The organism is Geobacillus sp. E263 (assembly GCF_007197795.1).
GTDB lineage: Bacteria > Bacillota > Bacilli > Bacillales > Anoxybacillaceae > Parageobacillus_B > Parageobacillus_B toebii.
In genome coordinates, this window is record NZ_CP041632.1 from 3,439,440 (window position 1) to 3,465,000 (window position 25,561).

The window sequence follows — 25,561 nt, forward strand, 5'->3', positions numbered from 1 at the left end:
CTAACATGTCTTATCCTTTTCATCATGTTCTGTTTCATGGAAACATCACTGTTATCTTCCTTCTATTTGATCCATAACCGCCGCTATGGTCATTGCAAACACTTCATCGACCGGTTTGGAAGCATCAATGACAATGATACGATCAGAAAAACGTTCTGCTATCTTTAAATACCCTTCTCTTACTTTATAATGGAAAGATAAACTTTCCATATCAAGCCGATTAATTTCCCGTTGCTTATTTTTTTGGATTCTCTCTAATCCTATTTTAGGATCAATATCAAAATAAATCGTTAACGAAGGAAAAAAACCATCAATCGCAAACTGATTAATTTGTAATATTTCATCGATGCCTAACCCTCTTGCAAATCCTTGATAGGCTAACGAACTGTCGACAAACCGATCGCACAATACAATTTTGCCGGCTTTTATCGCAGGAATAATTTTTTCTAAAAGATGCTGCCTTCTCGCAGCGGCGTAAAGCAACGCTTCCGTACGACCATCCATTTCCGTATGTTTTGGGTTCAAAATAATGGAACGAATTTCCTCGGCAATACGAACTCCTCCTGGTTCTCTTGTCGATAAAACGTCAAACCCTTTTTCTCGCAAAAATGATTCCAGCTTTGTAATCATCGTCGTTTTTCCTGCTCCATCAGGTCCCTCGAAAGAAAAAAAACGGCCTTTCATACGCTAATCCCCCTTATTTTACTGGTACATACACTTCTATTTGATTAGAAGATAAAAACTTTCCTCCTTGAAACCGCGCATGGTATTTTAACTGTTTTATTTGTTCAATATGCTCTTTACTAATTGATTCTCCTATAAATAATAAAGGCACTCCAGGTGGATAAGGTGTGATCGTTTCCGCGGCAATAAATCCTTCCGCCTTTTCTAAGTTAACCACTTTTTTCGGCAATGTCTCTAGTTCCTTATAAGAAATCGGATTTGCAGATGCCAAGAAGGAAAAAGAACGGAACGAATTTAGCAACTCTTCGCTATAGCTTAATCCGCGAAACGCCCGTTTTAATTTTTCGATCACTTCCTCTAAATGATCGATAGCAGCAAGCGGATACACGAGCAAAACGTTAAACGGATCGGCAAGCTCCGCAAAAACGCCTTCTTGCTCCAGCCGTTGTTGAAGCTCATAACCGGACAACTTACTTCTCGTTTGAACGGTAATTTTCAATAAATCCGTCTTTATAAGCGGATGTTGCGAATGAACTACCGCAATCCCTTCTATCTCATCGAGGGCATCTTTCAACCGTTGAATTTGTTTTAAAATATTTTCTACATCTCCCTTTGTTAAACGAGCGAGGTAACTTCTCGCCAAATCAAGTGAAGCCATAATCGGATAAGATGGGCTGCTTGACTGAAACACTTGTAAAAAATATTTTAGTTTCTCTTTATCTATTAATGAACTATTTACATGTAAATACGACCCCATTGTCATGGCTGGCAATGTTTTATGCGCTGACTGGACAACAACATCCGCCCCGCACGCGATCGCTGTTTTCGGAAAAGGCTCTCCTATAATAAAATGGGCCCCATGCGCTTCATCGACAAGCACAGGAATACGATAGCGGTGTGCGATGTTTACAACTTCCGTAAGATCCACCGCCATTCCATAATAATTCGGATTAGTCAACACTAATGCTGCGGCATCTTGGTGAAGTTCAAGCGCCTTTTTTACCGTCTCATACGCAACATAAGAGGCGACACGGACGTCTTCATCCAATTCCGGAGGAAGAAAAATAGGGGCAGCTCCAACTAATTGAAGCGCATGCATAACCGATTTATGGCAATTTCGCTGCACAATTACCTTTTTCTTTTCCCCGCAAACAGCAAAGATCATCGCTAAATTTCCAGCCGTAGAACCGTTTACGAGAAAAAACGTTTCTTCTACATTATACAGCTTTGCTGCTAAAGATTGCGCCTCGGCAATAACCGATTCCGGTTGATGTAGATCATCAAGCCCGCTTAATTCAGTCGCATCTAGTTTTAGTAACTGCTTATAATCATTTTTCGCTTCTATAGGAAATACTGTACCATATTTGTGACCTGGTACATGAAATGAAAACGGATGAATGGCATCATGACGTTTTAAAGCGGTATATAAAGGAGTTTGCTGTTGATCCATAAATGCCCCTCTTTTCTTTTTCATGATAAGGAAATTTAGAACATTGTTTTTCTGACATAGACAACAAGATATATATTATCACTAATCTAATTGCCTTGAATAGAAATACATAAGAGATAACATCGATTTTCCGATACCACTCCAAATCAAAAAAGAAAAAAGCGTGATGAAAGTTGAACATATAAACAAAATAGGCCCTATCAATAGGACCCTATGAATATATTTTTGAAGATATAATTTTTCTTAACTGCTTTACATAAAAACGGTATTTCGGATCGGTCGTGTCCGTTTGCACGATCTCCCTTTCGCAATCAAGACAAAGAAACTGATCATAAATTTGAATTCCTTCTTGTTTTGGCTGCTCACAAACGATACATACTCTTTCGATAACATCTTTACCCGTAATCAGTGAACCCACCTTCTCCACCTCCCCCCCTTTATCTTTCCCACATTAATAAGTTTCTATAACTAATAGATGAAAATAAAATTTTATAGATGCTTAGGTAAAATAATAAATACCAAAAAATAAAATTTTATAACACCATGAGAACAAGATAGGAGAGTTGCGCATTTTTCTTCGTTTCAGTTTAATAGAAAAAATGGATACACACAGAGTGAGAGGTGAAGTGGAGATGTTTTAAGGTATATATAAAAACAGCTGATTAAGCTTCATGCTTAATCAGCTGTTTTCTGTAATAATTGCCTAGCAACGACCTACTCTTGCAGGGGCGCTGGCCCCAACTACCATCGGCGCTGGAGAGCTTAACTTCCGTGTTCGGGATGGGAACGGGTGTTTCCTCTCCGCTATTGTCACTAGGCAATTATCTCAATTGGACATTTATTATTATATTCCAATCATCACGTTTGTCAAGAGGGATTTCGTTCCCTCAAAACTAGATAACCGTCCGTTTGGAAGAAGCCGTTTTGCATAAGCGGCTAGCTTTTCGAAGTGAAACGGCCGCTTCTGCTGTCCAGCTCCGGACGCCATCGGCTCGCGACGCTTCGGTCCCGTTGCGGCGGCAACAGCCTCCTCACGGGCCCTCCAGCGCGTGTCGCCGATAGACGGGCGTCCTCCGCTTTTCCGCTTGGTTAAGTCCTCGATCGATTAGTATCCGTCAGCTCCACGTGTCGCCACGCTTCCACCTCGGACCTATCGACCTCGTCATCTTCGAGGGATCTTACTCGCTTGACGCGATGGGAAATCTCATCTTGAGGGGGGCTTCACGCTTAGATGCTTTCAGCGCTTATCCCTTCCGCACATAGCTACCCAGCGGTGCCCCTGGCGGGACAACTGGTACACCAGCGGTGCGTCCATCCCGGTCCTCTCGTACTAAGGACAGCTCCTCTCAAATTTCCTGCGCCCGCGACGGATAGGGACCGAACTGTCTCACGACGTTCTGAACCCAGCTCGCGTACCGCTTTAATGGGCGAACAGCCCAACCCTTGGGACCGACTACAGCCCCAGGATGCGATGAGCCGACATCGAGGTGCCAAACCTCCCCGTCGATGTGGACTCTTGGGGGAGATCAGCCTGTTATCCCCGGGGTAGCTTTTATCCGTTGAGCGATGGCCCTTCCATACGGAACCACCGGATCACTAAGCCCGACTTTCGTCCCTGCTCGACCTGTCCGTCTCGCAGTCAAGCTCCCTTGTGCCTTTGCACTCTACGAATGATTTCCAACCATTCTGAGGGAACCTTTGGGCGCCTCCGTTACCTTTTGGGAGGCGACCGCCCCAGTCAAACTGCCCACCTGACACTGTCTCCCACCCCGATAAGGGGTGCGGGTTAGAATTTCAATACCGCCAGGGTGGTATCCCACCGGCGCCTCCACCGAAGCTGGCGCTCCGGCTTCTCAGGCTCCCACCTATCCTGTACAAGCGATACCAAAATTCCATATCAGGCTGCAGTAAAGCTCCACGGGGTCTTTCCGTCCTGTCGCGGGTAACCTGCATCTTCACAGGTAGTATGATTTCACCGGGTCTCTCGTTGAGACAGTGCCCAAGTCGTTACACCTTTCGTGCGGGTCGGAACTTACCCGACAAGGAATTTCGCTACCTTAGGACCGTTATAGTTACGGCCGCCGTTTACTGGGGCTTCGGTTCGCACCTTCAGCCTTGCGGCTTAAGCGCTCCCCTTAACCTTCCAGCACCGGGCAGGTGTCAGCCCCTATACTTCGCCTTTCGGCTTCGCAGAGACCTGTGTTTTTGATAAACAGTCGCTTGGGCCTTTTCACTGCGGCTCTCTCGGGCTCATCACCCAAGAGAGCACCCCTTCTCCCGAAGTTACGGGGTCATTTTGCCGAGTTCCTTAACGAGAGTTCTCCCGCGCACCTTAGGATTCTCTCCTCGCCTACCTGTGTCGGTTTGCGGTACGGGCACCTCTCACCTCGCTAGAGGCTTTTCTTGGCAGTGTAGGATCGGGGACTTCGGGACCGATGGTCCCTTCGCCATCACGGCTCAGCCTTTGCGCCAGACGGATTTGCCTATCTGGCAGCCTAACCGCTTGGACAGGCTATTCCAGCAGCCTGCTCGCCCTACCTTCCTGCGTCCCCCATTGCTCAAACGGTGAGGAGGTGGTACAGGAATCTCAACCTGTTGCCCATCACCTACGCCTTTCGGCCTCGGCTTAGGTCCCGACTAACCCTGAGCGGACGAACCTTCCTCAGGAAACCTTAGGCTTTCGGTGCAGAGGATTCTCACCTCTGTTTTCGCTACTCACACCGGCATTCTCACTTCTAAGCGCTCCACGAGTCCTTCCGGTCCCGCTTCGGCGCGCTTAGAACGCTCCCCTACCGATGACCAACGGTCATCCCACAGCTTCGGTGGCACGTTTAGCCCCGGTACATTTTCGGCGCAGAGTCACTCGACCAGTGAGCTATTACGCACTCTTTAAATGATGGCTGCTTCTAAGCCAACATCCTGGTTGTCTGGGCAACTCCACATCCTTTTCCACTTAACGTGCACTTTGGGACCTTAGCTGGTGGTCTGGGCTGTTTCCCTCTCGACCACGGATCTTATCACTCGTAGTCTGACTCCCAAGGATAAGTCATTGGCATTCGGAGTTTGACTGAGTTCGGTAACCCGATGAGGGCCCCTAGCTCAATCAGTGCTCTACCTCCAAGACTCTTCCCTTGAGGCTAGCCCTAAAGCTATTTCGGGGAGAACCAGCTATCTCCAGGTTCGATTGGCATTTCACCCCTACCCACACCTCATCCCCGCACTTTTCAACGTGCGTGGGTTCGGGCCTCCAGTAGGTGTTACCCTACCTTCACCCTGGACATGGGTAGATCACCTGGTTTCGGGTCTACGACGACGTACTTAACGCCCTATTCAGACTCGCTTTCGCTGCGGCTCCGTCTCTTCGACTTAACCTCGCACGTCATCGTAACTCGCCGGTTCATTCTACAAAAGGCACGCCATCACCCATAAACGGGCTCTGACTACTTGTAGGCACACGGTTTCAGGTTCTCTTTCACTCCCCTTCCGGGGTGCTTTTCACCTTTCCCTCACGGTACTGGTTCACTATCGGTCACTAGGGAGTATTTAGCCTTGGGAGATGGTCCTCCCTGCTTCCGACGGGATTCCCCGTGTCCCGCCGTACTCAGGATCCACTCGGGAGGGAACGAAGTTTCGACTACAGGGCTGTCACCTTCTCTGGCAGGCCTTTCCAGACCGCTTCGTCTACCCCGTTCCTTTGTAACTCCCATGTGAGTGGTCCTACAACCCCAAGAGGCAAGCCTCTTGGTTTGGGCTGTTCCCGTTTCGCTCGCCGCTACTCAGGGAATCGCGGTTGCTTTCTTCTCCTCCGGGTACTTAGATGTTTCAGTTCCCCGGGTGTGCCCTCCATACCCTATGGATTCAGGTATGGATACTGCCCCATTACGGGCAGTGGGTTTCCCCATTCGGACATCTCCGGATCAACGCTTGCTTACAGCTCCCCGAAGCGTTTCGGCGTTTGCCCCGTCCTTCATCGGCTCCTAGTGCCAAGGCATCCACCGTGCGCCCTTTCTAACTTAACCATGCGAAAACAGCTTCATGCTTGCCGCCTTCGCTTCTCGGCTTCTTCCACTGTCTAGCTTCGGCGCCTAGCTCTCTTGTGCCAAATAACCTTCCCCCTTGAAGTGCAAGCACTTCTGTGGGTGAAGAACATTTGGCTTCGAGAGCTAACCGCGGCGCCTCCGCTTTTCCTTCCGGTTATCTAGTTTTCAAGGAACGAGACTACTTCTTGAGTCTGCTTCCCTGCAGTTTTGCGTCGAGGAATCCAGCTTCCCCGAATCTGCTAGAAGACGCAGACGCAAAGCACTTGAAGGAGTGAAATGCTCCCTCAAAACTGAACAAGGCTACTGCCTTGAATCAGCTTCTCTGCAGCTTTGTGCCGAGGAACCTAACTTCCTCGACCCTGCTTGTAGACGCAGGCACAAGACTGTTTCTTAGGTTTATTTTCAACTCTGCATCGAGGAATCCAGCTTCTCTGAATCCACTCGTAGACACAGACACAAGGCTACTTCTTTGAATTTTCAACTTAAATGGTGGAGCCTATCGGGATCGAACCGATGACCTCCTGCGTGCAAAGCAGGCGCTCTCCCAGCTGAGCTAAGGCCCCACATAGAAAGGGATGGGCCTAAGTGGACTTGAACCACCGACCTCACGCTTATCAGGCGTGCGCTCTAACCAGCTGAGCTATAGGCCCGTCATATTTAAATTTTAAATTAGAGAAGGAACATGAAGCTCCTTCAAAACTAAACAAAACGACAAGCGTCATTATAACTTATTTTAGGATTATTGTCAATAGGAAGTCGCCTTCGCGCTTCCGCTTTTCGTACTGTCTAGCTCCAGCGCCTAGCTCTCTTGTGCCAAATAACCTTCCCCCTCGAAGTGCAAGCACTTCAGCGGGTGAAGAACATTTGGCTTCGAGAGCTGATCGCGGCGCTTCAGCTTTTCGTATCATCCTTAGAAAGGAGGTGATCCAGCCGCACCTTCCGGTACGGCTACCTTGTTACGACTTCACCCCAATCACTTGCCCCACCTTCGGCGGCTGGCTCCCTTACGGGTTACCTCACCGACTTCGGGTGTTGCAAGCTCTCGTGGTGTGACGGGCGGTGTGTACAAGGCCCGGGAACGTATTCACCGCGGCATGCTGATCCGCGATTACTAGCGATTCCGGCTTCATGCAGGCGAGTTGCAGCCTGCAATCCGAACTGAGAGCGGCTTTTTGGGATTCGCTCCCCCTCGCGGGTTCGCAGCCCTTTGTACCGCCCATTGTAGCACGTGTGTAGCCCAGGTCATAAGGGGCATGATGATTTGACGTCATCCCCACCTTCCTCCGACTTTTAGCCGGCAGTCCCCCTAGAGTGCCCAACTGAATGCTGGCAACTAGGGGCGAGGGTTGCGCTCGTTGCGGGACTTAACCCAACATCTCACGACACGAGCTGACGACAACCATGCACCACCTGTCACCCTGTCCCCCGAAGGGGGAACGCCCTGTCTCCAGGGTTGTCAGGGGATGTCAAGACCTGGTAAGGTTCTTCGCGTTGCTTCGAATTAAACCACATGCTCCACCGCTTGTGCGGGCCCCCGTCAATTCCTTTGAGTTTCAGCCTTGCGGCCGTACTCCCCAGGCGGAGTGCTTAACGCGTTAGCTACAGCACTAAAGGGTTTAACCCCTCTAACACTTAGCACTCATCGTTTACGGCGTGGACTACCAGGGTATCTAATCCTGTTTGCTCCCCACGCTTTCGCGCCTCAGCGTCAGTTACAGACCAGAGAGCCGCTTTCGCCACTGGTGTTCCTCCACATCTCTACGCATTTCACCGCTACACGTGGAATTCCGCTCTCCTCTTCTGCACTCAAGTCCCCCAGTTTCCAATGACCCTCCACGGTTGAGCCGTGGGCTTTCACATCAGACTTAAGGGACCGCCTGCGCGCGCTTTACGCCCAATAATTCCGGACAACGCTCGCCCCCTACGTATTACCGCGGCTGCTGGCACGTAGTTAGCCGGGGCTTTCTCGTTAGGTACCGTCACCGTACCGCCCTATTCGAACGGTACTTCTTCTTCCCTAACAACAGAGCTTTACGATCCGAAGACCTTCTTCGCTCACGCGGCGTCGCTCCGTCAGACTTTCGTCCATTGCGGAAGATTCCCTACTGCTGCCTCCCGTAGGAGTCTGGGCCGTGTCTCAGTCCCAGTGTGGCCGGTCACCCTCTCAGGCCGGCTACGCATCGTCGCCTTGGTGAGCCGTTACCTCACCAACTAGCTAATGCGCCGCGGGCCCATCCGTAAGTGGTAGCAAAAGCCACCTTTCAACCAAAGACCATGCGGTCTTCGGTGTTATCCGGTATTAGCCCCGGTTTCCCGGAGTTATCCCGGTCTTACGGGCAGGTTACCCACGTGTTACTCACCCGTCCGCCGCTAACCGAACAGAAGCAAGCTTCCATTCGGTCCGCTCGACTTGCATGTATTAGGCACGCCGCCAGCGTTCGTCCTGAGCCAGGATCAAACTCTCCAAAAAGAAAGTTGATTGGCTTTTAATTCGGCACCGACACCGAAGGTGTCAAGTCGCTTCCGCTTTTCTTATTGTCCAGCTTCAGCGACTAGCTCTCTTGTGCCAAATAACCTTCCCCCTCGAAGTGCAAGCACTTCAGCGGGTGAAGAACATTTGGCTTCGAGAGCTGATCGCGTCGCTTCCGCTTTTCTTATTGACGCTTGCGTTTTGTTTAGTTTTCAAGGAACTTCGCACACTTTTTATATTATACATACTGCATTACATGTTGTCAACTTATTTATTCATTTTTTAACAACGACGTTTTTTAATATAATACATATAAAAATAAAAGTCAATATGTTTTTTCAAAAAATAAAAAAGGCGCTGATGGAAAACAACGCCTTTTCGTCATCTCGCTTACAAATGAAACATATCTTCCTTACATAACGATATACTTTTCGATGATAACTAAAGCTGCCGCTCCCGGTATCCCGAGAAATCCACATATGAATGCTGTTATGAAATTAATGGGGACATGAAATTGAAACGCTCCGCCAATTGCATTAATAACAAATAATACTAGTGCTCCAACGATTAGTTTAATCGCCCCATATCCTAAAAATTTTAATGCTTTTAATCGCGCTCCTGCTAATAATAAAACAATAATCATAGATGATAGCAAAATAAGTACAAATTTCGGTTCCATTTTCCACGCTCCTTTTTATTGCTTGTACTACAAACTTATGATGAAAGACGGAAAAAAGAACAAAAAAATAAAGGAAGCTATTTCACTCCCTTTAATGATACACGTCGATATTTTGCTTCACGGATTAAAAAAAAGTATTTGGCCTCTGTAACATTTAACGCCATTAGTACTTCTTCTGAAGGTTCTACACACTTTTCAATCAGCCGTTTCTGTTCATACCATTCGTCTCTCAGCGCTTGTAATTCTTCTACTAATTTTAAATCAAATTGCTTTTTTAGCCAGCCTTTCCGTCGCCATAACAAGTGACCCCCACCTCTTTCTCTTTCTATAACTCTCGACGTCCTTCCAAGGCTTTTGAAAGCGTCACTTCATCGGCATATTCCAAATCTCCGCCCACCGGTAAACCGTGGGCAATTCTCGTTACTTTTATTCCAGTTGGTTTTAGCAAACGCGATATATACATCGCGGTCGCTTCCCCTTCAATGTTCGGGTTTGTCGCCAAAATAACTTCTTGTACAGCTTCATCTTGCAATCTTTTTAATAACTCCGCAATTTTTATATCTTCTGGGCCGATGCCCTCCATTGGAGAAATGGCACCATGCAACACATGGTAAAGTCCATTGTATTCTTTCATTTTTTCCATAGCAATAACATCTTTTGGATCTTGCACAACACATATTGTTGTTCGATCTCGTCTTTCATCTTTGCAAATATTACAAGGATCTGTATCGGTAATATGCCCACAAACCGTACAATATCTAATATTACGTTTGACATCAACAAGCGCTTTCGCAAATTCCAACACAGTATCTTCCTTCATCGTCAGAACAAAAAACGCGAGACGAACAGCTGTTTTTGGTCCGATTCCGGGCAGCTTCATAAAACTATCGATTAGTTTAGATATTGGTTCTGGGTAATGCATAAAACTCCTCCTAGAATAATCCCGGAATATTCAATCCTTTTGTAAATTGTCCCATCATTTCGGCTGCTAACTCATCTGCTTTTTTCAAGGCATCATTTGTTGCTGCCAACACTAAGTCTTGAAGCATTTCAATGTCTTCTGGATCCACCACTTCTTCTTTGATTTTGACTTCCAAAATTTGTTTATGACCGTTCGCTATAACGGTCACCATACCGCCTCCTGCAGTGCCTTCTACCGTTTTTTCTGCTAATTGTTCTTGTGCTTTCTGCATTTCTTTTTGCATTTTTTGCATTTGTTTCATCATTTTTTGCATATTTCCCATTCCGCCACGCATCATTGTTTTTTCCTCCTTAATATGGTTATTCCTTAATTTCAATTAATTCCTCACCAAACAGCCGCTTTGCTTCCGCGATTAGTGGATCTTCTCCCTGTTCTTGTTCGCGCTTCGCTCCTTTTTCGCGAATGAATTCTTCTCTTATTTTGCTCCATTCTTCTTCAGGAACTGCCACCATTTCAAAACGTTTTTTCGTTAGCTCAAATAAAATCGCCTCTAAATTATCTTTCACATAATTCGTATTGTCAGCGGCCATTTTACAATGGATTTCATATTTAAACTTCAACACAAAAGCGTTTGGGCTTGCAGCAACTGGCTCGCTTTCCTGCAATAAAGCTGCATGGGATACTTTATGTTGCTTCCTTAATGTATCCAGCATCTCAGCCCAATGGCTTTTGATAAGCGATAAATCTTGATGGGTCGCTTGCTTTAAGATTTCATAAATACGGCCAACCGGCGTTTTATATCCTCCTGTTTTTAGCGTCTTTGTTTGTTTTTTCGTTTGCGCAGGGGCGGTTGTTGCGACAGATGCATGATGTTCTTTTAAACGGCGCAGCTCCGCTTCCAAATATTCCAGCTTTTTTGCGAGCGATTGAATTTCTTCAGAGGACGGTGATGGATAGGAAGCTTGTTGATGGCAAAGCTTCACCAGCGCAACCTCTAAAAAAATGCGCGGATGATTCGTCCATTTCATTTCTTGCTGGCTTTTATTTAACACTTCAATCGTTTCGTAGATGTCAGATAATGGAACTGACTGAGCTAAATGTTGAAACGTATCGTCAACAACTGTGCCTTTTATCGCCCCTTCTACATGGGGAGCCGTTTTATAAAGCAAAAGATCCCGATAATATAAAATTAAATCTTCAATAAGGCGATTAGGATCTTTTCCTTGATCCATCATTTCCTCAAGCAGCTGCAATGATGTTGCCGTATCTTTCTCATATATAGCCCGAACAAGAGAAGCCAATGTCGCGGAAGATACGGATCCGGTCATGGCAAGGACATCTTCAAGCAGCAATTCTCCATCACTAAATGAAATAGCTTGATCAAGCAAACTTAACGCATCACGCATTCCGCCGTCGGCCGCGCGAGCAATCGCAAACAAAGCCTCATCTGAAGCTTTTATCCCTTGCTGTTCAATAACTTGCCGCAACCTTGCGACAATAGAATGCAATGGAATTCGCCGAAAATCAAAGCGCTGACAACGGGAAATAATCGTAAGCGGAATTTTATGAGGCTCTGTTGTTGCTAATATAAAAATAACATGCTTTGGAGGTTCCTCTAACGTCTTTAATAACGCATTAAAAGCGCCAATTGAAAGCATATGTACTTCATCGATAATATATACCTTATAGCGAACAGATGTCGGCGCAAATTTCACTTTATCACGAATATCCCGAATTTCATCCACCCGGTTGTTCGAAGCCGCATCAATTTCCAATACGTCTGGAATGGCGCCATTCGTAATCCCGATGCATGCAGGACATTCGTTGCATGGTTCTGCCGTCGGTGCATGCTCACAATTTACCGCTTTTGCTAAAATTTTCGCAGCGCTCGTTTTTCCTGTACCACGCGGACCAGAAAACAAATATGCATGAGATATTTTATTTTGAAGCAGGGCACTTTGCAATGTTTTCGTCACGTGTTCTTGACCGACAACATCTGCAAACCGCTGCGGCCGAAAAACACGATATAAAGCTTGGTATGTCACGAAATGGCCCCCCTCTTTTTCTCATCTTATTTATTATATAATGTCTTCGCCTTTTTTCAAAATAAGAAATAAAAAAACTCACTCGCAAGGAGTGAGTTCTATGTTCTCTTTATGTAGGCCGTGCACCTTCTGTCGATTAGCTGCCCCAAGCGTTGCTCAAGCAGTTAGCTCAGCCCAGGCACCCCCGCGGCACATGGGAGAATCCGCTTACTGCTGCTTCCTTCCGGACCTGACAGGGTTCACGGAATCCCATTGCGCGGGACCCAGACGTCAACACCACTTACTTGAGACAGACCTTACGGCAGACTAACCTCGAGAAGGGATTCAGCCTCGCTAGAGCGGATTGCGAGTACAGGGCACCGCTACCTCCCCGCTTAGCACGGCAATATAAGTATATCGGTTTTTGAAACAAAATGCAATGACTGACCTCGATCATTTAGCTGGAACTTTGCCCAATATTTTTCTTTTTTTCGCGGAGCTTTCGAAAAAAGCTGCTTAACATTTGCCCGCATTCTTCTCCTAATATCCCGCTTGTCACTTCCGCTTGATGATTAAATCTTCCTTCTTGCAACAAATTCATCAATGTTCCTGCGCAGCCTCCTTTTGGGTCACTTGCGCCGAACACGACCCGCTTAATGCGGGCAAGTACAATGGCACCAGCGCACATCGCGCAAGGTTCTAATGTGACATACAATGTCGCGTCTTCTAAGCGCCATGATCCTACTTCCTTACACGCTTTATCAATCGCTAAAATTTCGGCGTGGGCAATGGCACGCTGTTCCGTCTCCCGCAAATTATGAGCGCGAGCAATAATACAGCCATCTTGGACAATGATCGCACCAATTGGAACTTCTCCTATTTGCTCTGCTTTTTTCGCTTCTTCTATAGCTAAACGCATATAGTATTCATCGTTTACCATTGCTAAACTCCTCGTAAAAACGGTCATTTCTGCTCTTTTTTCATCATAAAATAAGAAGAACGAAGACGCAACTAGGAGGTAAAGTATGCAAATTCACGTTGTACAAAGCGGGCAAACGTTAAGTGGAATTGCTCAAGCGTATAATACGACTCCTGAAGAAATTATTCGCGCAAACGAGCTCCCAAATCCAAACGATCTTGTTGTAGGTCAAGCGATTGTTATTCCAATTGTTGGAAGCTTTTATTGGGTTCAGCGCGGCGATAGTTTATGGTCCATCTCCCGGAAATTTTCCATTCCTGCGCAGCGTCTTGCGGAAATTAACCGCATTTCCTTAAATAGCCCGCTGCAAGTTGGACAACGTTTATACATTCCGCCAAAAGCAAAACGGAGAGCCGAGTTTAACGGATACATTGAGCCGCGAGGAACGACTGTCAGCCCAGCGCTGGAGGCAAGTGCTCGTCAAGCAGCCCCATATTTAACATACTTAGCTCCGTTTCAGTTCCAAATTCAGCGAAATGCAGCACTCAAAGAACCTCCATTGAATAATTTCCCATCTATCGCTCGCGCCAATCGCGTTACTTTAATCATGGTCGTTACCAATATCGAAAACGATCAATTTAGCGATGAACTAGGAGCGCTTATTTTAAACAACGAACAATTACAAAACCGTCTATTAGAAAACATTGTAACAACAGCAAAAAAATACGGATTTCGCGATATTCACTTTGATATGGAATATTTGCGTCCCGAAGACCGCGAAGCGTATAACGCGTTTTTGCGAAAAGCAAAACGGCGATTTGAACGTGAAGGGTGGCTTCTGTCTACCGCGTTGGCGCCAAAAACAAGCGCGACACAAAAAGGCCGCTGGTATGAAGCGCATGATTACCGCGCCCACGGACAAATTGTTGATTTTGTCGTCATTATGACATATGAATGGGGATATAGCGGTGGACCGCCAATGGCGGTTTCTCCAATTGGCCCTGTTCGGCAGGTGATCGAATATGCCATTTCCGAAATGCCCGCTTCTAAAATTATGATGGGACAAAACTTATACGGATACGATTGGACGCTTCCATACGTACCGGGTGGACCATATGCACGGGCGATTAGTCCGCAACAAGCGATCCGTCTTGCTGCTCAATACAATGTCGCCATTGAATATGACACCAAAGCGCAAGCTCCTCATTTCCGCTATCGGGACGAAAACGGAAAAGAACACGAAGTTTGGTTTGAAGATGCCCGTTCGATTCAAGCAAAATTTGACTTAGTAAAAGAACTCGGCCTACGGGGAATCAGCTATTGGAAACTAGGATTAGATTTTCCGCAAAATTGGTTGCTGCTAACAGATAACTTTACTGTTGTAAAAAGGTAAATAATACTTTTTTCAATCGCACTTGGTTGTTTTTCCAAGTGCGATTTTATTTATCTATGTGTTAAAATAAATTTTATCTGTCTAAGGAGAAGGGGGAGCACAGATGGGAATGGTTCCATTTATCGCGGTAGAAGGTCCCATTGGGGTTGGGAAAACTTCATTGGCAAAAGCGATTTCCGAACACTTCCGCTATCATTTAGTGAAAGAAATCGTCGATGAAAATCCATTTCTCGGGAAATTTTATGAAAATATCGAAGAATGGAGCTTCCAAACGGAAATGTTTTTCCTTTGCCATCGTTATAAGCAATTAGAAGAAATTGATCGTAACTTTCTTCAACAAAAAAAACCAGTTGTTGCTGATTACCATATTATGAAAAATGTAATTTTCGCCAAAAGAACGTTAAAAGAACATCATTATAAAAAATATATAAAAATTTATGATATTTTAACAGATGGTTTACCTCAACCTAATATGATCATTTACTTACATGCCAGCCTTGAAACGCTATTAACACGCATTCATCAACGCGGCCGCGACTTTGAGAAAAGAATGGATCCGGTCTACTTACAGCAGCTAGCCGCTGATTATGAAGAAGCGTTTGCTCTATTCGAACAAGCAAATACACATATTCCAGTTCTTCGGTTCAACGGGGACTTGCTCGATTTCGTTCAACGAAAAGAAGATTTGCACTACATACTCGAACAAGTAAAAACTGTCGTAAAAGGGGTTTCGCAACGATGAACTTACGTGAAAAATATCGTATTCCAGATAACGCGATCATTACGATTGCCGGAACAGTCGGTGTCGGTAAATCAACCATGACAAAAGCATTAGCCAAAGCGCTAAATTTTCGCACTTCCTTGGAAAAAGTAGATACAAATCCATATTTAGACAAGTTTTATGATAATTTTGAACGTTGGAGTTTTCATTTACAAATTTATTTTCTTGCGGAGCGATTTAAAGAACAAAAGCGGATGTTTGAATATGGCGGAGGATTTGTTCAAGATCGGTCTATTTACGAAGACGCGCATATTTTTGCAAAAATGCACTTTGAAAATGGAACAATGACGGCTGTGGATTACGAAACATATACAAGCTTATTTCAAGCGATGGTCATGACACCGTATTTCCCGCATCCTGATTTGCTTATTTATTTGGAAGGAAGTTTTGAGGAAGTGATGAAGCGCATTCGTGAGCGCGGGCGTCCAATGGAACAGAAAACACCTATATCATATTGGAAGGAAATGTATGAACGTTATGAGAAATGGATTAATGAATTTAACGCTTGCCCAGTTCTTCGCGTAAACATTAACGAATACGATATTGTCGAAGACGAGCAGTCCATCGAACCAATTATTAAAAAAGCTTCAACGATTATTCACGAGTATTATCGTATAAAAAAATAACCGCCACTATTAGGCGGTTATTTTTTGCTTTGGAAAAATAAAAATTCGTTACAAAATGTAACGAATCGTCTCGGATAACAATCTCCACTTATGCGCGTTGGTATTTTCAATTCCTTTATGGCGGAGGAGGAGGGATTCGAACCCCCGCGCGCCTTGCGGCGCCTCTCGGTTTTCAAGACCGACCCCTTCAGCCAGACTTGGGTACTCCTCCGTACTGACATCATTCAATATAACATCACTGAAGATAAAAGTCAACACCTTTTATGGCAGAGCGGGCGGGCAAATCCGCCCTGCTCTTATTTATCGAATAACTTCTAGATTTCCCATGTACGGACGCAGTACTTCTGGAATGACAACCGTTCCATCTTCCTGCTGATAGTTTTCTAAGATGGCGGCCACCGTGCGACCAATCGCCAACCCTGATCCATTGAGCGTATGCACATATTCCGGTTTCGCCTTTGGTTCGCGGCGGAAACGAATGTTAGCACGCCGTGCTTGGAATGCCTCAAAGTTGCTGCACGAAGAAATCTCACGATACGTTCCATAGCTTGGCAGCCATACTTCAATATCATATGTCTTCGCCGATGAGAACCCTAAATCACCGGTGCATAAACATACAACACGATAAGGAAGTCCAAGCAGCTGCAAAATTCTCTCTGCTTGATTTGTTAACTTTTCTAATTCGTCATATGAATCTTCCGGTTTCACAAATTTCACCAGCTCTACTTTATTAAATTGATGCTGGCGAATAAGCCCTCTTGTATCACGTCCAGCAGAACCAGCTTCGGCGCGGAAACATGCACTATAAGCAACATAGTAAATCGGCAAATCTTCCGCGGATAAAATTTCATCACGATGTAAATTTGTCACAGGCACCTCTGCTGTCGGAATTAAAAAGTAATCGTCTGTTTCGATACGGAATGCGTCTTCTTCAAATTTTGGCAATTGTCCTGTTCCCGTCATACTCGCCCGATTGACAAGGTACGGAGGCAATATCTCTTGATAGCCAAACTCCTCGATATGAACATCAAGCATAAAGTTAATTAACGCGCGCTCCAGGCGGGCGCCGAGTCCTTTATAAAAGACAAAGCGGCTTCCTGTTACTTTCGCGGCCCGTTCAAAATCAAGAATACCGAGCTGTTCGGCAATATCCCAGTGCGGTTTCGGTTCAAACGAAAACGAACGCGGTTCCCCCCATTTGCGGACTTCGACATTATCTTCTTCCGACTTTCCGACGGGCACCGATTCATGCGGGATATTTGGAATAGACAATAATAACGCATTTAGTTCCTCTTCCACTTGGCGGATTTCATCATCCATGGCTTTAATGCGATCCCCTACATCCCGCATCTCGGCAATGAGATGATCAGCATCTTTTTTCTCGCGTTTCAATACGGCGATTTGTTGGGATACTTCATTTCGTTTATTTTTTAGTTCTTCTGCTTTTGCGATTAATTCGCGGCGCTTTTTGTCTAGCTCTTCAAAGCGATCGATATTTGTTAAATCTTCGCCGCGCTTTAGAAGCTTTTCTTTTACTTCTTCAAAATGATTGCGCAAATATTTGACATCAAGCATCAACGATACCTCCTTTTTTATTATTATTATAAAATAAAAACTCCCGTCCCCAAAAAGGGACGAGAGTAATCCCGCGTTGCCACCCTAATTGAAGACGAGGCTGTCTTCCGCTTGAATCGATAACGGCGAAAAGCCGAAAATGCTTACTAGCTTGCGCGTTCGGCATTTTACTCCAGGATGGATTCACAAGTGTTTCCCATCGGTTTGCACCACCCACCGACTCTCTGAAGAGAAACGACCTTGCTACTAGTTCCTTTCATCGCTTTAGCGCTATGCGATTTTCATATGCCTGTTTGTACCAATAATGTACTATAAGTTTTTTTGAAACGCAACTCTTTTTATGCTTTCGCTTCTTTCACCATATTGAGAAAATATTGTGTCATACGATAGTCATCGGTCAATTCAGGATGGAACGAGCATCCTAGAAACTGCCCTTGTCTTGCCGCAACAATACGTCCTTCATATTTCGCCAAAACTTCGACGTCCTCTCCTACTTCCACAATATGTGGAGCGCGGATAAATACACCGATAAAATCATCGGCAACGCCAGCAATCGAAAGCTCGGCTTCAAAACTTTCACGTTGACGGCCAAAAGAATTGCGTTCCACCGTAATATCCATCAATCCTAGATGCGGCTCATCATAACCGACGATTCGTTTCGCTAACAAAATGAGGCCAGCGCACGTGCCGAACATCGGCTTTCCCGCTGCAGCAAACTGTTTTAACGGCTCGATGAATCCGTATTTATCCATCAAACGGCGCATCGTCGTACTTTCGCCGCCAGGAAGAATAAGGCCGTCAATTTCCTCTAATTGCTCTATTTTTTTTACGACCACTGCCTCAGCACCGCACGCTTCAATGGAACGAACATGTTCTTGTACGGCGCCTTGTAAGCCAAGCACTCCAATTTTCATCATAACGTCTACTCCTTTACTTACCAACCACGCTCTTGCATACGTTGTTCTGGCAATAGTGACGCGACATCAATACCGCGCATTGCGCTACCTAATCCTTTGGATAAATGAGCGATCAGCTCGTAATCTTCATAATGAGCTGTCGCCTCAACGATCGCCCGCGCATATTTTTCTGGATTTTCCGATTTAAAAATGCCAGAACCGACAAATACCCCATCTGCACCTAAATGCATCATCAATGCCGCGTCAGCTGGAGTCGCGATACCGCCTGCGGCAAAGTTGACGACAGGGAGGCGGCCTAACCGCTTAATTTCGCGCAATACTTCGACCGGAGCACCTAAATTCTTCGCTTCTGTCACAAGCTCGTCTTCACTCATGCTGACAACTTTGCGTATTTGCGCATTTACTTTGCGCATATGACGCACTGCCTCGACAATGTTTCCTGTTCCTGGTTCTCCTTTTGTGCGAAGCATCGATGCCCCTTCAGCAATGCGGCGCGCCGCTTCTCCTAAGTCGCGACAACCGCAAACAAACGGAACGGTAAATTGTCTTTTATCAATATGGAATTCTTCATCAGCTGGTGTTAATACTTCACTCTCATCAATATAATCAACACCTAACGCCTCAAGGACGCGTGCTTCGACGTAATGACCGATACGCGCTTTGGCCATAACAGGAATCGATACGGCCTTCATCACTTCTTCAATGACCGTTGGATCTGCCATGCGCGCGACACCGCCAGCGGCACGAATATCAGCAGGGACGCGTTCCAATGCCATCACCGCTACTGCACCGGCTGCCTCTGCGATTTTCGCCTGTTCCGCATTCACCACGTCCATGATGACGCCGCCTTTTTGCATTTCCGCCATTCCCCGTTTTACACGATCTGTACCTGTAATTGCCACTTGTCATTCCTCCTTGTTTCACTATGCCGTTACACTGTGATGGTTAACCCTAAAACACCACAGTGTTTACAATGGATGATTACATTTTTTTATTTTACCTCAATTTTTAAAAAAATCACAATAGAAAAAAGCTCCCTAAAAAGGAAGGAGCTTTTAAAACCAGCCTTTGACCGTTTTTACTACGCTTGTCCATACATCGCCAAACAGCCCGCCAATTCCTCTCACTGCAAGCACAAACCAGTTTGCTTTTTCGACGCTTTTCTTTGTAACAATATTTACTTTTACATTATTTTTCATTTCTGGACTTAAAAAGCTATACTCCTCTGTGCCTTTGTATTGCAATGTCATATATCCGACTTTTTCACCTTTTTTTATAGGTGCGACTAATTCACCTTTGTCTGTTAATTTCTTTTGATCAAAAACATATACAGGACGATAGTTTTTTTCCTCTCCGTTTTTCACGACAAGAAAAAACGGCTTATCGGTTACGATGGCAACCGACTTTTCTTTTCCTTTCACTACCGGTAGCGTCGATTTTCCTTTTAGTTGATATCCTTTCGGGTATAGCTTTTTGATAGAGTAATTGCTAAATCCATAGTGAAGCAGTTTTTCCGTTTGTTCAAATCGAGCTTCGATGGTCGATTTTCCGTTGCTTTTTGCATTCATCACTACTGTAATGAAACGAACGCCATCTCGTTCCGCTGTTCCGGTAAAACAGTATCCAGCAAATTCGGTATAACCTGTTTTTAATCCGTCTACCCCTTCATATTCGCGAACGAGTCCAGGCAGCATCCAGTTCCAGTTATCCATCTTAATTTGATCATCGGTTCCTTCGCGAAATATTTTCCGAGGAGTACTTGCTGTTTCCAATACTTCTGGATATTCTTTCAACAAATGATACGCTAGTGTGGCGACGGAACGGGCAGACATCACATTCTCTTCTCTCTCGTTCGTTCCTTCCGGATGAAACCCTTTTAAATCTTCATTGCTTAATCCCGTGGAGTTGACAAATTTATATCCCTTAAGTCCTAATTGTTTCGCCTTTTCATTCATCATTTTGACAAAGTTTTGTTCCGAACCACCGACAATTTCGGCAATAGCTACCGTTGCAGCGTTGGCGGAATAAATCGCCATCGCTTCGTAAAGCTCACGAACAGTGTATTTTTCGTCTTTTCGTAAAGGAACGTTGGATAAAGAGCGATCTTGCGAAAGACGATAAACGTAGTCGCTTGGTGTATATTGCTGATCCCATTTTACCCGTTTTTCTTTAATTGCTTCTAACAGTAAGTACTCGGTCATCATTTTGGTCATACTAGCAATACCGAGAACTGTATCAATATTTTTTTGATACAAAATTCTCCCTGTATTTGCATCAACAAGTATCGCCGCATCTGCTTCGATATTTAGCGGATCGCTTGCTGCTTTTGCCACACGAAATGGCAACAGGCTCAAAAATAGAGAAATAATAAGTAAACTGATCAACATTTTATGTTTGATGTTTTTCACTGTCACACCCTCCTCACACAAACGTTATTGTAACACACTCCAGTGCAAAAAAATAGACGGAGAAGCTTTTCTCCGCCTAAGTTAGGTCAATAGACATATATTAAGAAAGAGAATAGTTTGGTGCTTCTTTCGTAATTTGCACATCATGCGGATGGCTTTCTCGCAATCCGGCACTCGTCATGCGAATAAATTGCGTCTTTTCTCGTAGTTCTTCTAAATTTCTTGTTCCGCAATACCCCATTCCTGCACGTAAACCGCCGACAAGCTGATAAATCGTGTCAGCTAAAGGTCCTTTGTAAGGAACGCGCCCTTCAATTCCTTCAGGAACAAACTTTTTATTATCCTCTTGAAAATAACGGTCTTTGCTTCCTTTTTCCATCGCAACAACAGATCCCATTCCGCGATACACTTTAAATCTTCTTCCTTGATAAATTTCCGTTTCTCCAGGGCTTTCTGATACTCCGGCTAAAAGGCTGCCCAACATGACCGCGTGTGCCCCTGCTGCCAATGCTTTTACAATATCGCCGGAATATTTAATTCCGCCATCAGCGATGATCGGGACGCCATATTTACGGGCTTCTGTCGCACAGTCGTATATTGCCGTAATTTGCGGTACACCGACTCCCGCGACAACGCGCGTCGTACAGATCGACCCAGGGCCAATTCCGACTTTAATGATGTTCGCTCCTGCCTCGATCAAGTCGCGTGTCGCCTCCGCTGTCGCGACATTTCCAGCGATAATATTTAAGTCTGGATATTGTTCGCGAATTTTACGCACCGTTTCAAGGACGCCTTTGGAATGGCCATGCGCCGTGTCCACGACAATGACGTCAACATTTGCTTCTACCAGCTTTTTCACGCGAATCATCGTATCAGCTGTAACACCAACAGCTGCCCCTACAAGAAGCCGTCCTTTCGCATCTTTTGCAGAATTTGGAAACTCGATTACTTTTTCAATATCTTTAATCGTAATAAGTCCTTTTAGTACTCCGTTTTCATCGACAAGCGGCAATTTTTCAACTTTGTACTTTTGTAAAATCTTTTCTGCTTCTTCTAGTGTCGTTCCGACCGGGGCTGTGATTAAATTTTCTTTTGTCATTACATCGGCGATTTTAATGGAATAGTCTTGGATGAAACGCAAATCACGATTTGTAATAATGCCAACGAGCTTTTGCTCTTCCTCATTATTGACAATCGGCACGCCAGAAATACGATATTTGCTCATTAAATGTTCCGCATCGTATACTTGATGTTCAGGGGTTAAGAAAAATGGATCCGTAATAACTCCTCGCTCCGAACGTTTCACTTTGTCTACTTGCTCTGCTTGCTGCTCGATGGACATATTTTTATGGATAATCCCAAGCCCACCTTGTCTTGCCATGGCAATTGCCATTTCTGCTTCGGTTACCGTATCCATTCCTGCGCTAATAATCGGGATGTTCAACTGTAATGTTTCGCTTAACTTTGTAGTCACATCTACATCACGAGGCAATACATCTGATTTTGCAGGAATAAGGAGCACATCGTCAAACGTTAATCCTTCTTTAGCAAATTTCGATTCCCACATGTTTTCTCCCCCTTGTCCGGAAAATTATTATTAGTAGCTTATCAACTGGTTAAACTACTGTCAAGGAATAGAGAAAATGTTCAACTTTTCAGTTATTTTGTTAAAAAATTCATGGTAGGGGGATAGAAATGTTGGATGACAGAAACATTCCAAACAAATTTATCGTATTTCATTCGGCAGATATAGCTCAACAACTGCTTTATCAATGCTATGTAAAACAAGAAAGAGAAGATGCTATGCAAAAAAGCTACACGAACTGCTATCCATTTCTTTATTATTTAGAACACGGCCAAAACTTTTATTCAACCGCACGCCATGCGCCTTTATCGATTAAGCCTGTTCTTTTATTTTACGGAATGGTACAGCTTTTAAAAGCTTGCCTGCTTACTGTCGATGCAGATTATCCTGAGTCTACTTCCGTTTTAGCACACGGAGTCTCAACAAGAAAAAGAAAAAAACAAGGATATGAATTTTTAGATGACGAAGTAAAGGTACAAAAAAACGGCTTGTTCACTCATTTTTCTGAAAAAATGTTTCATGTGAAACAAACAACAGGAGAAAAATTTCGAATGGTTACGTTACTGCAAAGAATATGCGAACTACATGAATCACTTTCCATATTTAACGATAAAAAAATATTGTCTATAGAAGTTATACATAACTCTTCTCTCCATTCCATTGCGATTCCGATAGAAATTTTAGATCATTATCATATGACGTTAAATCGCTTTATTCATTACATAGAGCATGAATGGCATTTTTTAAAAGCTACTTTTGTGAAAGAAGAAGATCGTTTTATTCACATCGGCATCGAATCGCCACTACAGCCAATTGGATGTGAACCATTTATGTTTCATTTGAATGGAACATACCGTATTCCAATAAAGAGAGAAAAAATATTTATGCTTCCGGAAGTAATCGCTCATTATTTATTACTATATAACTTAAGTATGATTTCACGATATGAAACGGAATGGTGGAGTGAGTTATTACACTCTTATTCAAGTAACGCATATACATTGATTGTTCAATTTTTATCTTTGACTGCAGAAAAAGTACCGTTATTGCTTTATGAATATTTGATACAGCGGCTGTTTCCAGCATAATGAAAAAGCACCCTGCCTTATTCTAGGCAGGGTGCTCTATCAGTGAAATCTTGCCTAGCAACGACCTACTCTTGCAGGGGCGCTGGCCCCAACTACCATCGGCGCTGGAGAGCTTAACTTCCGTGTTCGGGATGGGAACGGGTGTTTCCTCTCCGCTATTGTCACTAGGCAATTATCTCAATTGGACATTTATTATTATATTCCAATCATCACGTTTGTCAAGAGGGATTTCGTTCCCTCAAAACTAGATAACCGTCCGTTTGGAAGAAGCCGTCTTGCATAAGCGGCTAGCTTTTCGAAGTGAAACGGCCGCTTCTGCTGTCCAGCTCCGGACGCCATCGGCTCGCGACGCTTCGGTCCCGTTGCGGCGGCAACACATTGAGTTAACTTCTCTGAGTAACCCACGCAAGACCAAACTTTGTTTGGTCTGAGCCTCCTCACGGGCCCTCCAGCGCGTATCGCCGATAGACGGGCGTCCTCCGCTTTTCCGCTTGGTTAAGTCCTCGATCGATTAGTATCCGTCAGCTCCACGTGTCGCCACGCTTCCACCTCGGACCTATCGACCTCGTCATCTTCGAGGGATCTTACTCGCTTGACGCGATGGGAAATCTCATCTTGAGGGGGGCTTCACGCTTAGATGCTTTCAGCGCTTATCCCTTCCGCACATAGCTACCCAGCGGTGCCCCTGGCGGGACAACTGGTACACCAGCGGTGCGTCCATCCCGGTCCTCTCGTACTAAGGACAGCTCCTCTCAAATTTCCTGCGCCCGCGACGGATAGGGACCGAACTGTCTCACGACGTTCTGAACCCAGCTCGCGTACCGCTTTAATGGGCGAACAGCCCAACCCTTGGGACCGACTACAGCCCCAGGATGCGATGAGCCGACATCGAGGTGCCAAACCTCCCCGTCGATGTGGACTCTTGGGGGAGATCAGCCTGTTATCCCCGGGGTAGCTTTTATCCGTTGAGCGATGGCCCTTCCATACGGAACCACCGGATCACTAAGCCCGACTTTCGTCCCTGCTCGACCTGTCCGTCTCGCAGTCAAGCTCCCTTGTGCCTTTGCACTCTACGAATGATTTCCAACCATTCTGAGGGAACCTTTGGGCGCCTCCGTTACCTTTTGGGAGGCGACCGCCCCAGTCAAACTGCCCACCTGACACTGTCTCCCACCCCGATCAGGGGTGCGGGTTAGAATTTCAATACCGCCAGGGTGGTATCCCACCGGCGCCTCCACCGAAGCTGGCGCTCCGGCTTCTCAGGCTCCCACCTATCCTGTACAAGCGATACCAAAATTCCATATCAGGCTGCAGTAAAGCTCCACGGGGTCTTTCCGTCCTGTCGCGGGTAACCTGCATCTTCACAGGTAGTATGATTTCACCGGGTCTCTCGTTGAGACAGTGCCCAAGTCGTTACACCTTTCGTGCGGGTCGGAACTTACCCGACAAGGAATTTCGCTACCTTAGGACCGTTATAGTTACGGCCGCCGTTTACTGGGGCTTCGGTTCGCACCTTCAGCCTTGCGGCTTAAGCGCTCCCCTTAACCTTCCAGCACCGGGCAGGTGTCAGCCCCTATACTTCGCCTTTCGGCTTCGCAGAGACCTGTGTTTTTGGTAAACAGTCGCTTGGGCCTTTTCACTGCGGCTCTCTCGGGCTCATCACCCAAGAGAGCACCCCTTCTCCCGAAGTTACGGGGTCATTTTGCCGAGTTCCTTAACGAGAGTTCTCCCGCGCACCTTAGGATTCTCTCCTCGCCTACCTGTGTCGGTTTGCGGTACGGGCACCTCTCACCTCGCTAGAGGCTTTTCTTGGCAGTGTAGGATCGGGGACTTCGGGACCGATGGTCCCTTCGCCATCACGGCTCAGCCTTTGCGCCAGACGGATTTGCCTATCTGGCAGCCTAACCGCTTGGACAGGCTATTCCAGCAGCCTGCTCGCCCTACCTTCCTGCGTCCCCCCATTGCTCAAACGGTGAGGAGGTGGTACAGGAATCTCAACC

Annotated in this window: 20 protein-coding genes, 3 tRNA genes, 5 rRNA genes, 1 other RNA gene and 1 other annotated feature (1 of these 30 running past the window's edge); of the genes, 4 read left to right on the forward strand and 25 right to left on the reverse strand. The window is 45.6% G+C overall.

Annotation, left to right across the window (positions count from 1 at the left end):
- Positions 1 to 51 precede the first annotated feature (51 nt).
- From tmk to tadA, 16 genes are all read right to left on the reverse strand, one after another.
- Positions 52 to 684: a dTMP kinase gene (gene tmk / locus FNL97_RS17655; protein WP_062677421.1), complete on the reverse strand. Its 633-nt coding sequence runs from the start codon at positions 682 to 684 to the stop codon at positions 52 to 54.
- Between the two features lie 13 nt (positions 685 to 697).
- Complete coding sequence (locus FNL97_RS17660) at positions 698 to 2,134, reverse strand: aminotransferase class I/II-fold pyridoxal phosphate-dependent enzyme (protein WP_012748804.1); 1,437 nt, start codon at positions 2,132 to 2,134, stop codon at positions 698 to 700.
- A 211-nt stretch (positions 2,135 to 2,345) separates the two neighbouring features.
- Positions 2,346 to 2,552: a sigma factor G inhibitor Gin gene (locus tag FNL97_RS17665; RefSeq protein ID WP_012748803.1), complete on the reverse strand. Its 207-nt coding sequence runs from the start codon at positions 2,550 to 2,552 to the stop codon at positions 2,346 to 2,348.
- Positions 2,553 to 2,835: 283 nt separating this feature from the next.
- Positions 2,836 to 2,952 (reverse strand): 5S ribosomal RNA (gene rrf, locus FNL97_RS17670).
- Positions 2,953 to 2,978: 26 nt separating this feature from the next.
- Entirely contained in the window at positions 2,979 to 3,122 is a 144-nt protein-coding gene (locus tag FNL97_RS18100; RefSeq protein WP_172713590.1) for a hypothetical protein, read from the reverse strand.
- Between the two features lie 97 nt (positions 3,123 to 3,219).
- Positions 3,220 to 6,153, reverse strand: a 23S ribosomal RNA gene (locus FNL97_RS17675).
- A 508-nt stretch (positions 6,154 to 6,661) separates the two neighbouring features.
- Positions 6,662 to 6,737: transfer RNA gene (locus tag FNL97_RS17680), tRNA-Ala, on the reverse strand.
- Positions 6,738 to 6,750: 13 nt separating this feature from the next.
- A tRNA-Ile gene (locus FNL97_RS17685) sits at positions 6,751 to 6,824 on the reverse strand.
- Positions 6,825 to 7,088: 264 nt separating this feature from the next.
- Positions 7,089 to 8,644, reverse strand: a 16S ribosomal RNA gene (locus tag FNL97_RS17690).
- Together the 16S, 23S and 5S rRNA genes with 2 tRNA genes alongside form the textbook arrangement of a ribosomal RNA operon.
- Before the next feature lie 412 nt (positions 8,645 to 9,056).
- Complete coding sequence (locus FNL97_RS17695; protein WP_012748802.1) at positions 9,057 to 9,323, reverse strand: pro-sigmaK processing inhibitor BofA family protein; 267 nt, start codon at positions 9,321 to 9,323, stop codon at positions 9,057 to 9,059.
- Between the two features lie 77 nt (positions 9,324 to 9,400).
- Positions 9,401 to 9,625 carry a YaaL family protein gene (locus FNL97_RS17700; RefSeq protein ID WP_012748801.1) on the reverse strand — a complete coding sequence of 75 codons (225 nt, stop codon included), beginning with the start codon at positions 9,623 to 9,625 and terminating at the stop codon, positions 9,401 to 9,403.
- A gap of 23 nt (positions 9,626 to 9,648) precedes the next feature.
- The gene (gene recR, locus FNL97_RS17705; protein ID WP_143416259.1) at positions 9,649 to 10,245 is read right to left on the reverse strand and encodes a recombination mediator RecR; all 597 of its coding nucleotides are present in this window, start codon (positions 10,243 to 10,245) and stop codon (positions 9,649 to 9,651) included.
- Between the two features lie 10 nt (positions 10,246 to 10,255).
- Entirely contained in the window at positions 10,256 to 10,579 is a 324-nt protein-coding gene (locus FNL97_RS17710) for a YbaB/EbfC family nucleoid-associated protein (RefSeq protein WP_003247376.1), read from the reverse strand.
- A 25-nt stretch (positions 10,580 to 10,604) separates the two neighbouring features.
- Positions 10,605 to 12,290, reverse strand: a complete 1,686-nt coding sequence (dnaX, locus tag FNL97_RS17715) for a DNA polymerase III subunit gamma/tau (RefSeq protein WP_081189751.1) — start codon at positions 12,288 to 12,290, stop codon at positions 10,605 to 10,607.
- 118 nt (positions 12,291 to 12,408) lie between these two features.
- Positions 12,409 to 12,673, reverse strand: an RNA gene (gene ffs / locus FNL97_RS17720) — signal recognition particle sRNA large type.
- A gap of 53 nt (positions 12,674 to 12,726) precedes the next feature.
- Complete coding sequence (gene tadA, locus FNL97_RS17725; protein WP_211278825.1) at positions 12,727 to 13,209, reverse strand: tRNA adenosine(34) deaminase TadA; 483 nt, start codon at positions 13,207 to 13,209, stop codon at positions 12,727 to 12,729.
- A gap of 85 nt (positions 13,210 to 13,294) precedes the next feature.
- Between tadA and FNL97_RS17730 the strand changes: the two genes are divergently transcribed.
- The 3 genes from FNL97_RS17730 (at position 13,295) to FNL97_RS17740 (ending at position 15,988) form a co-directional block, all read left to right on the forward strand.
- Complete coding sequence (locus FNL97_RS17730; protein WP_062677741.1) at positions 13,295 to 14,581, forward strand: glycoside hydrolase family 18 protein; 1,287 nt, start codon at positions 13,295 to 13,297, stop codon at positions 14,579 to 14,581.
- Positions 14,582 to 14,684: 103 nt separating this feature from the next.
- Positions 14,685 to 15,323, forward strand: a complete 639-nt coding sequence (locus FNL97_RS17735; protein ID WP_143416260.1) for a deoxynucleoside kinase — start codon at positions 14,685 to 14,687, stop codon at positions 15,321 to 15,323.
- On the forward strand, positions 15,320 to 15,988 hold the full coding sequence (locus FNL97_RS17740; RefSeq protein WP_097353955.1) for a deoxynucleoside kinase: 669 nt from the start codon (positions 15,320 to 15,322) through the stop codon (positions 15,986 to 15,988). The genes FNL97_RS17735 and FNL97_RS17740 overlap by 4 nt, the downstream gene beginning before the upstream one ends.
- Before the next feature lie 118 nt (positions 15,989 to 16,106).
- On the opposite strand, the gene FNL97_RS17745 is transcribed toward FNL97_RS17740, so the two are convergent.
- From FNL97_RS17745 to guaB, 6 genes are all read right to left on the reverse strand, one after another.
- Positions 16,107 to 16,199 (reverse strand) — tRNA-Ser (locus FNL97_RS17745).
- An 89-nt stretch (positions 16,200 to 16,288) separates the two neighbouring features.
- The gene (gene serS / locus FNL97_RS17750) at positions 16,289 to 17,563 is read right to left on the reverse strand and encodes a serine--tRNA ligase (RefSeq protein WP_062677744.1); all 1,275 of its coding nucleotides are present in this window, start codon (positions 17,561 to 17,563) and stop codon (positions 16,289 to 16,291) included.
- A 52-nt stretch (positions 17,564 to 17,615) separates the two neighbouring features.
- Positions 17,616 to 17,832, reverse strand: a binding site (T-box leader).
- 69 nt (positions 17,833 to 17,901) lie between these two features.
- On the reverse strand, positions 17,902 to 18,480 hold the full coding sequence (gene pdxT / locus FNL97_RS17755; RefSeq protein WP_012748791.1) for a pyridoxal 5'-phosphate synthase glutaminase subunit PdxT: 579 nt from the start codon (positions 18,478 to 18,480) through the stop codon (positions 17,902 to 17,904).
- A 17-nt stretch (positions 18,481 to 18,497) separates the two neighbouring features.
- Positions 18,498 to 19,382, reverse strand: coding sequence for a pyridoxal 5'-phosphate synthase lyase subunit PdxS (gene pdxS / locus FNL97_RS17760; RefSeq protein WP_062756475.1), 885 nt, complete (start codon positions 19,380 to 19,382; stop codon positions 18,498 to 18,500).
- 153 nt (positions 19,383 to 19,535) lie between these two features.
- On the reverse strand, positions 19,536 to 20,867 hold the full coding sequence (locus tag FNL97_RS17765; RefSeq protein ID WP_049757029.1) for a serine hydrolase: 1,332 nt from the start codon (positions 20,865 to 20,867) through the stop codon (positions 19,536 to 19,538).
- Between the two features lie 121 nt (positions 20,868 to 20,988).
- Entirely contained in the window at positions 20,989 to 22,455 is a 1,467-nt protein-coding gene (gene guaB / locus FNL97_RS17770) for an IMP dehydrogenase (RefSeq protein ID WP_062677747.1), read from the reverse strand.
- A 128-nt stretch (positions 22,456 to 22,583) separates the two neighbouring features.
- Here guaB and FNL97_RS17775 point away from each other — a divergent pair, with 128 nt between their 5' ends.
- Positions 22,584 to 23,561 (forward strand): YaaC family protein, encoded by a 978-nt coding sequence (locus tag FNL97_RS17775; protein WP_062677748.1) that lies wholly within the window; start codon positions 22,584 to 22,586, stop codon positions 23,559 to 23,561.
- 52 nt (positions 23,562 to 23,613) lie between these two features.
- On the opposite strand, the gene rrf (FNL97_RS17780) is transcribed toward FNL97_RS17775, so the two are convergent.
- From rrf (FNL97_RS17780) to FNL97_RS17790, 3 genes are all read right to left on the reverse strand, one after another.
- Positions 23,614 to 23,730, reverse strand: a 5S ribosomal RNA gene (rrf, locus tag FNL97_RS17780).
- Positions 23,731 to 23,756: 26 nt separating this feature from the next.
- A complete protein-coding gene (locus FNL97_RS17785; protein WP_143416261.1) occupies positions 23,757 to 23,966 on the reverse strand; it encodes a hypothetical protein in 210 nt (69 codons plus the stop codon).
- 86 nt (positions 23,967 to 24,052) lie between these two features.
- Positions 24,053 to 25,561 (reverse strand): 23S ribosomal RNA (locus tag FNL97_RS17790); it runs 1,427 nt beyond the window's last position.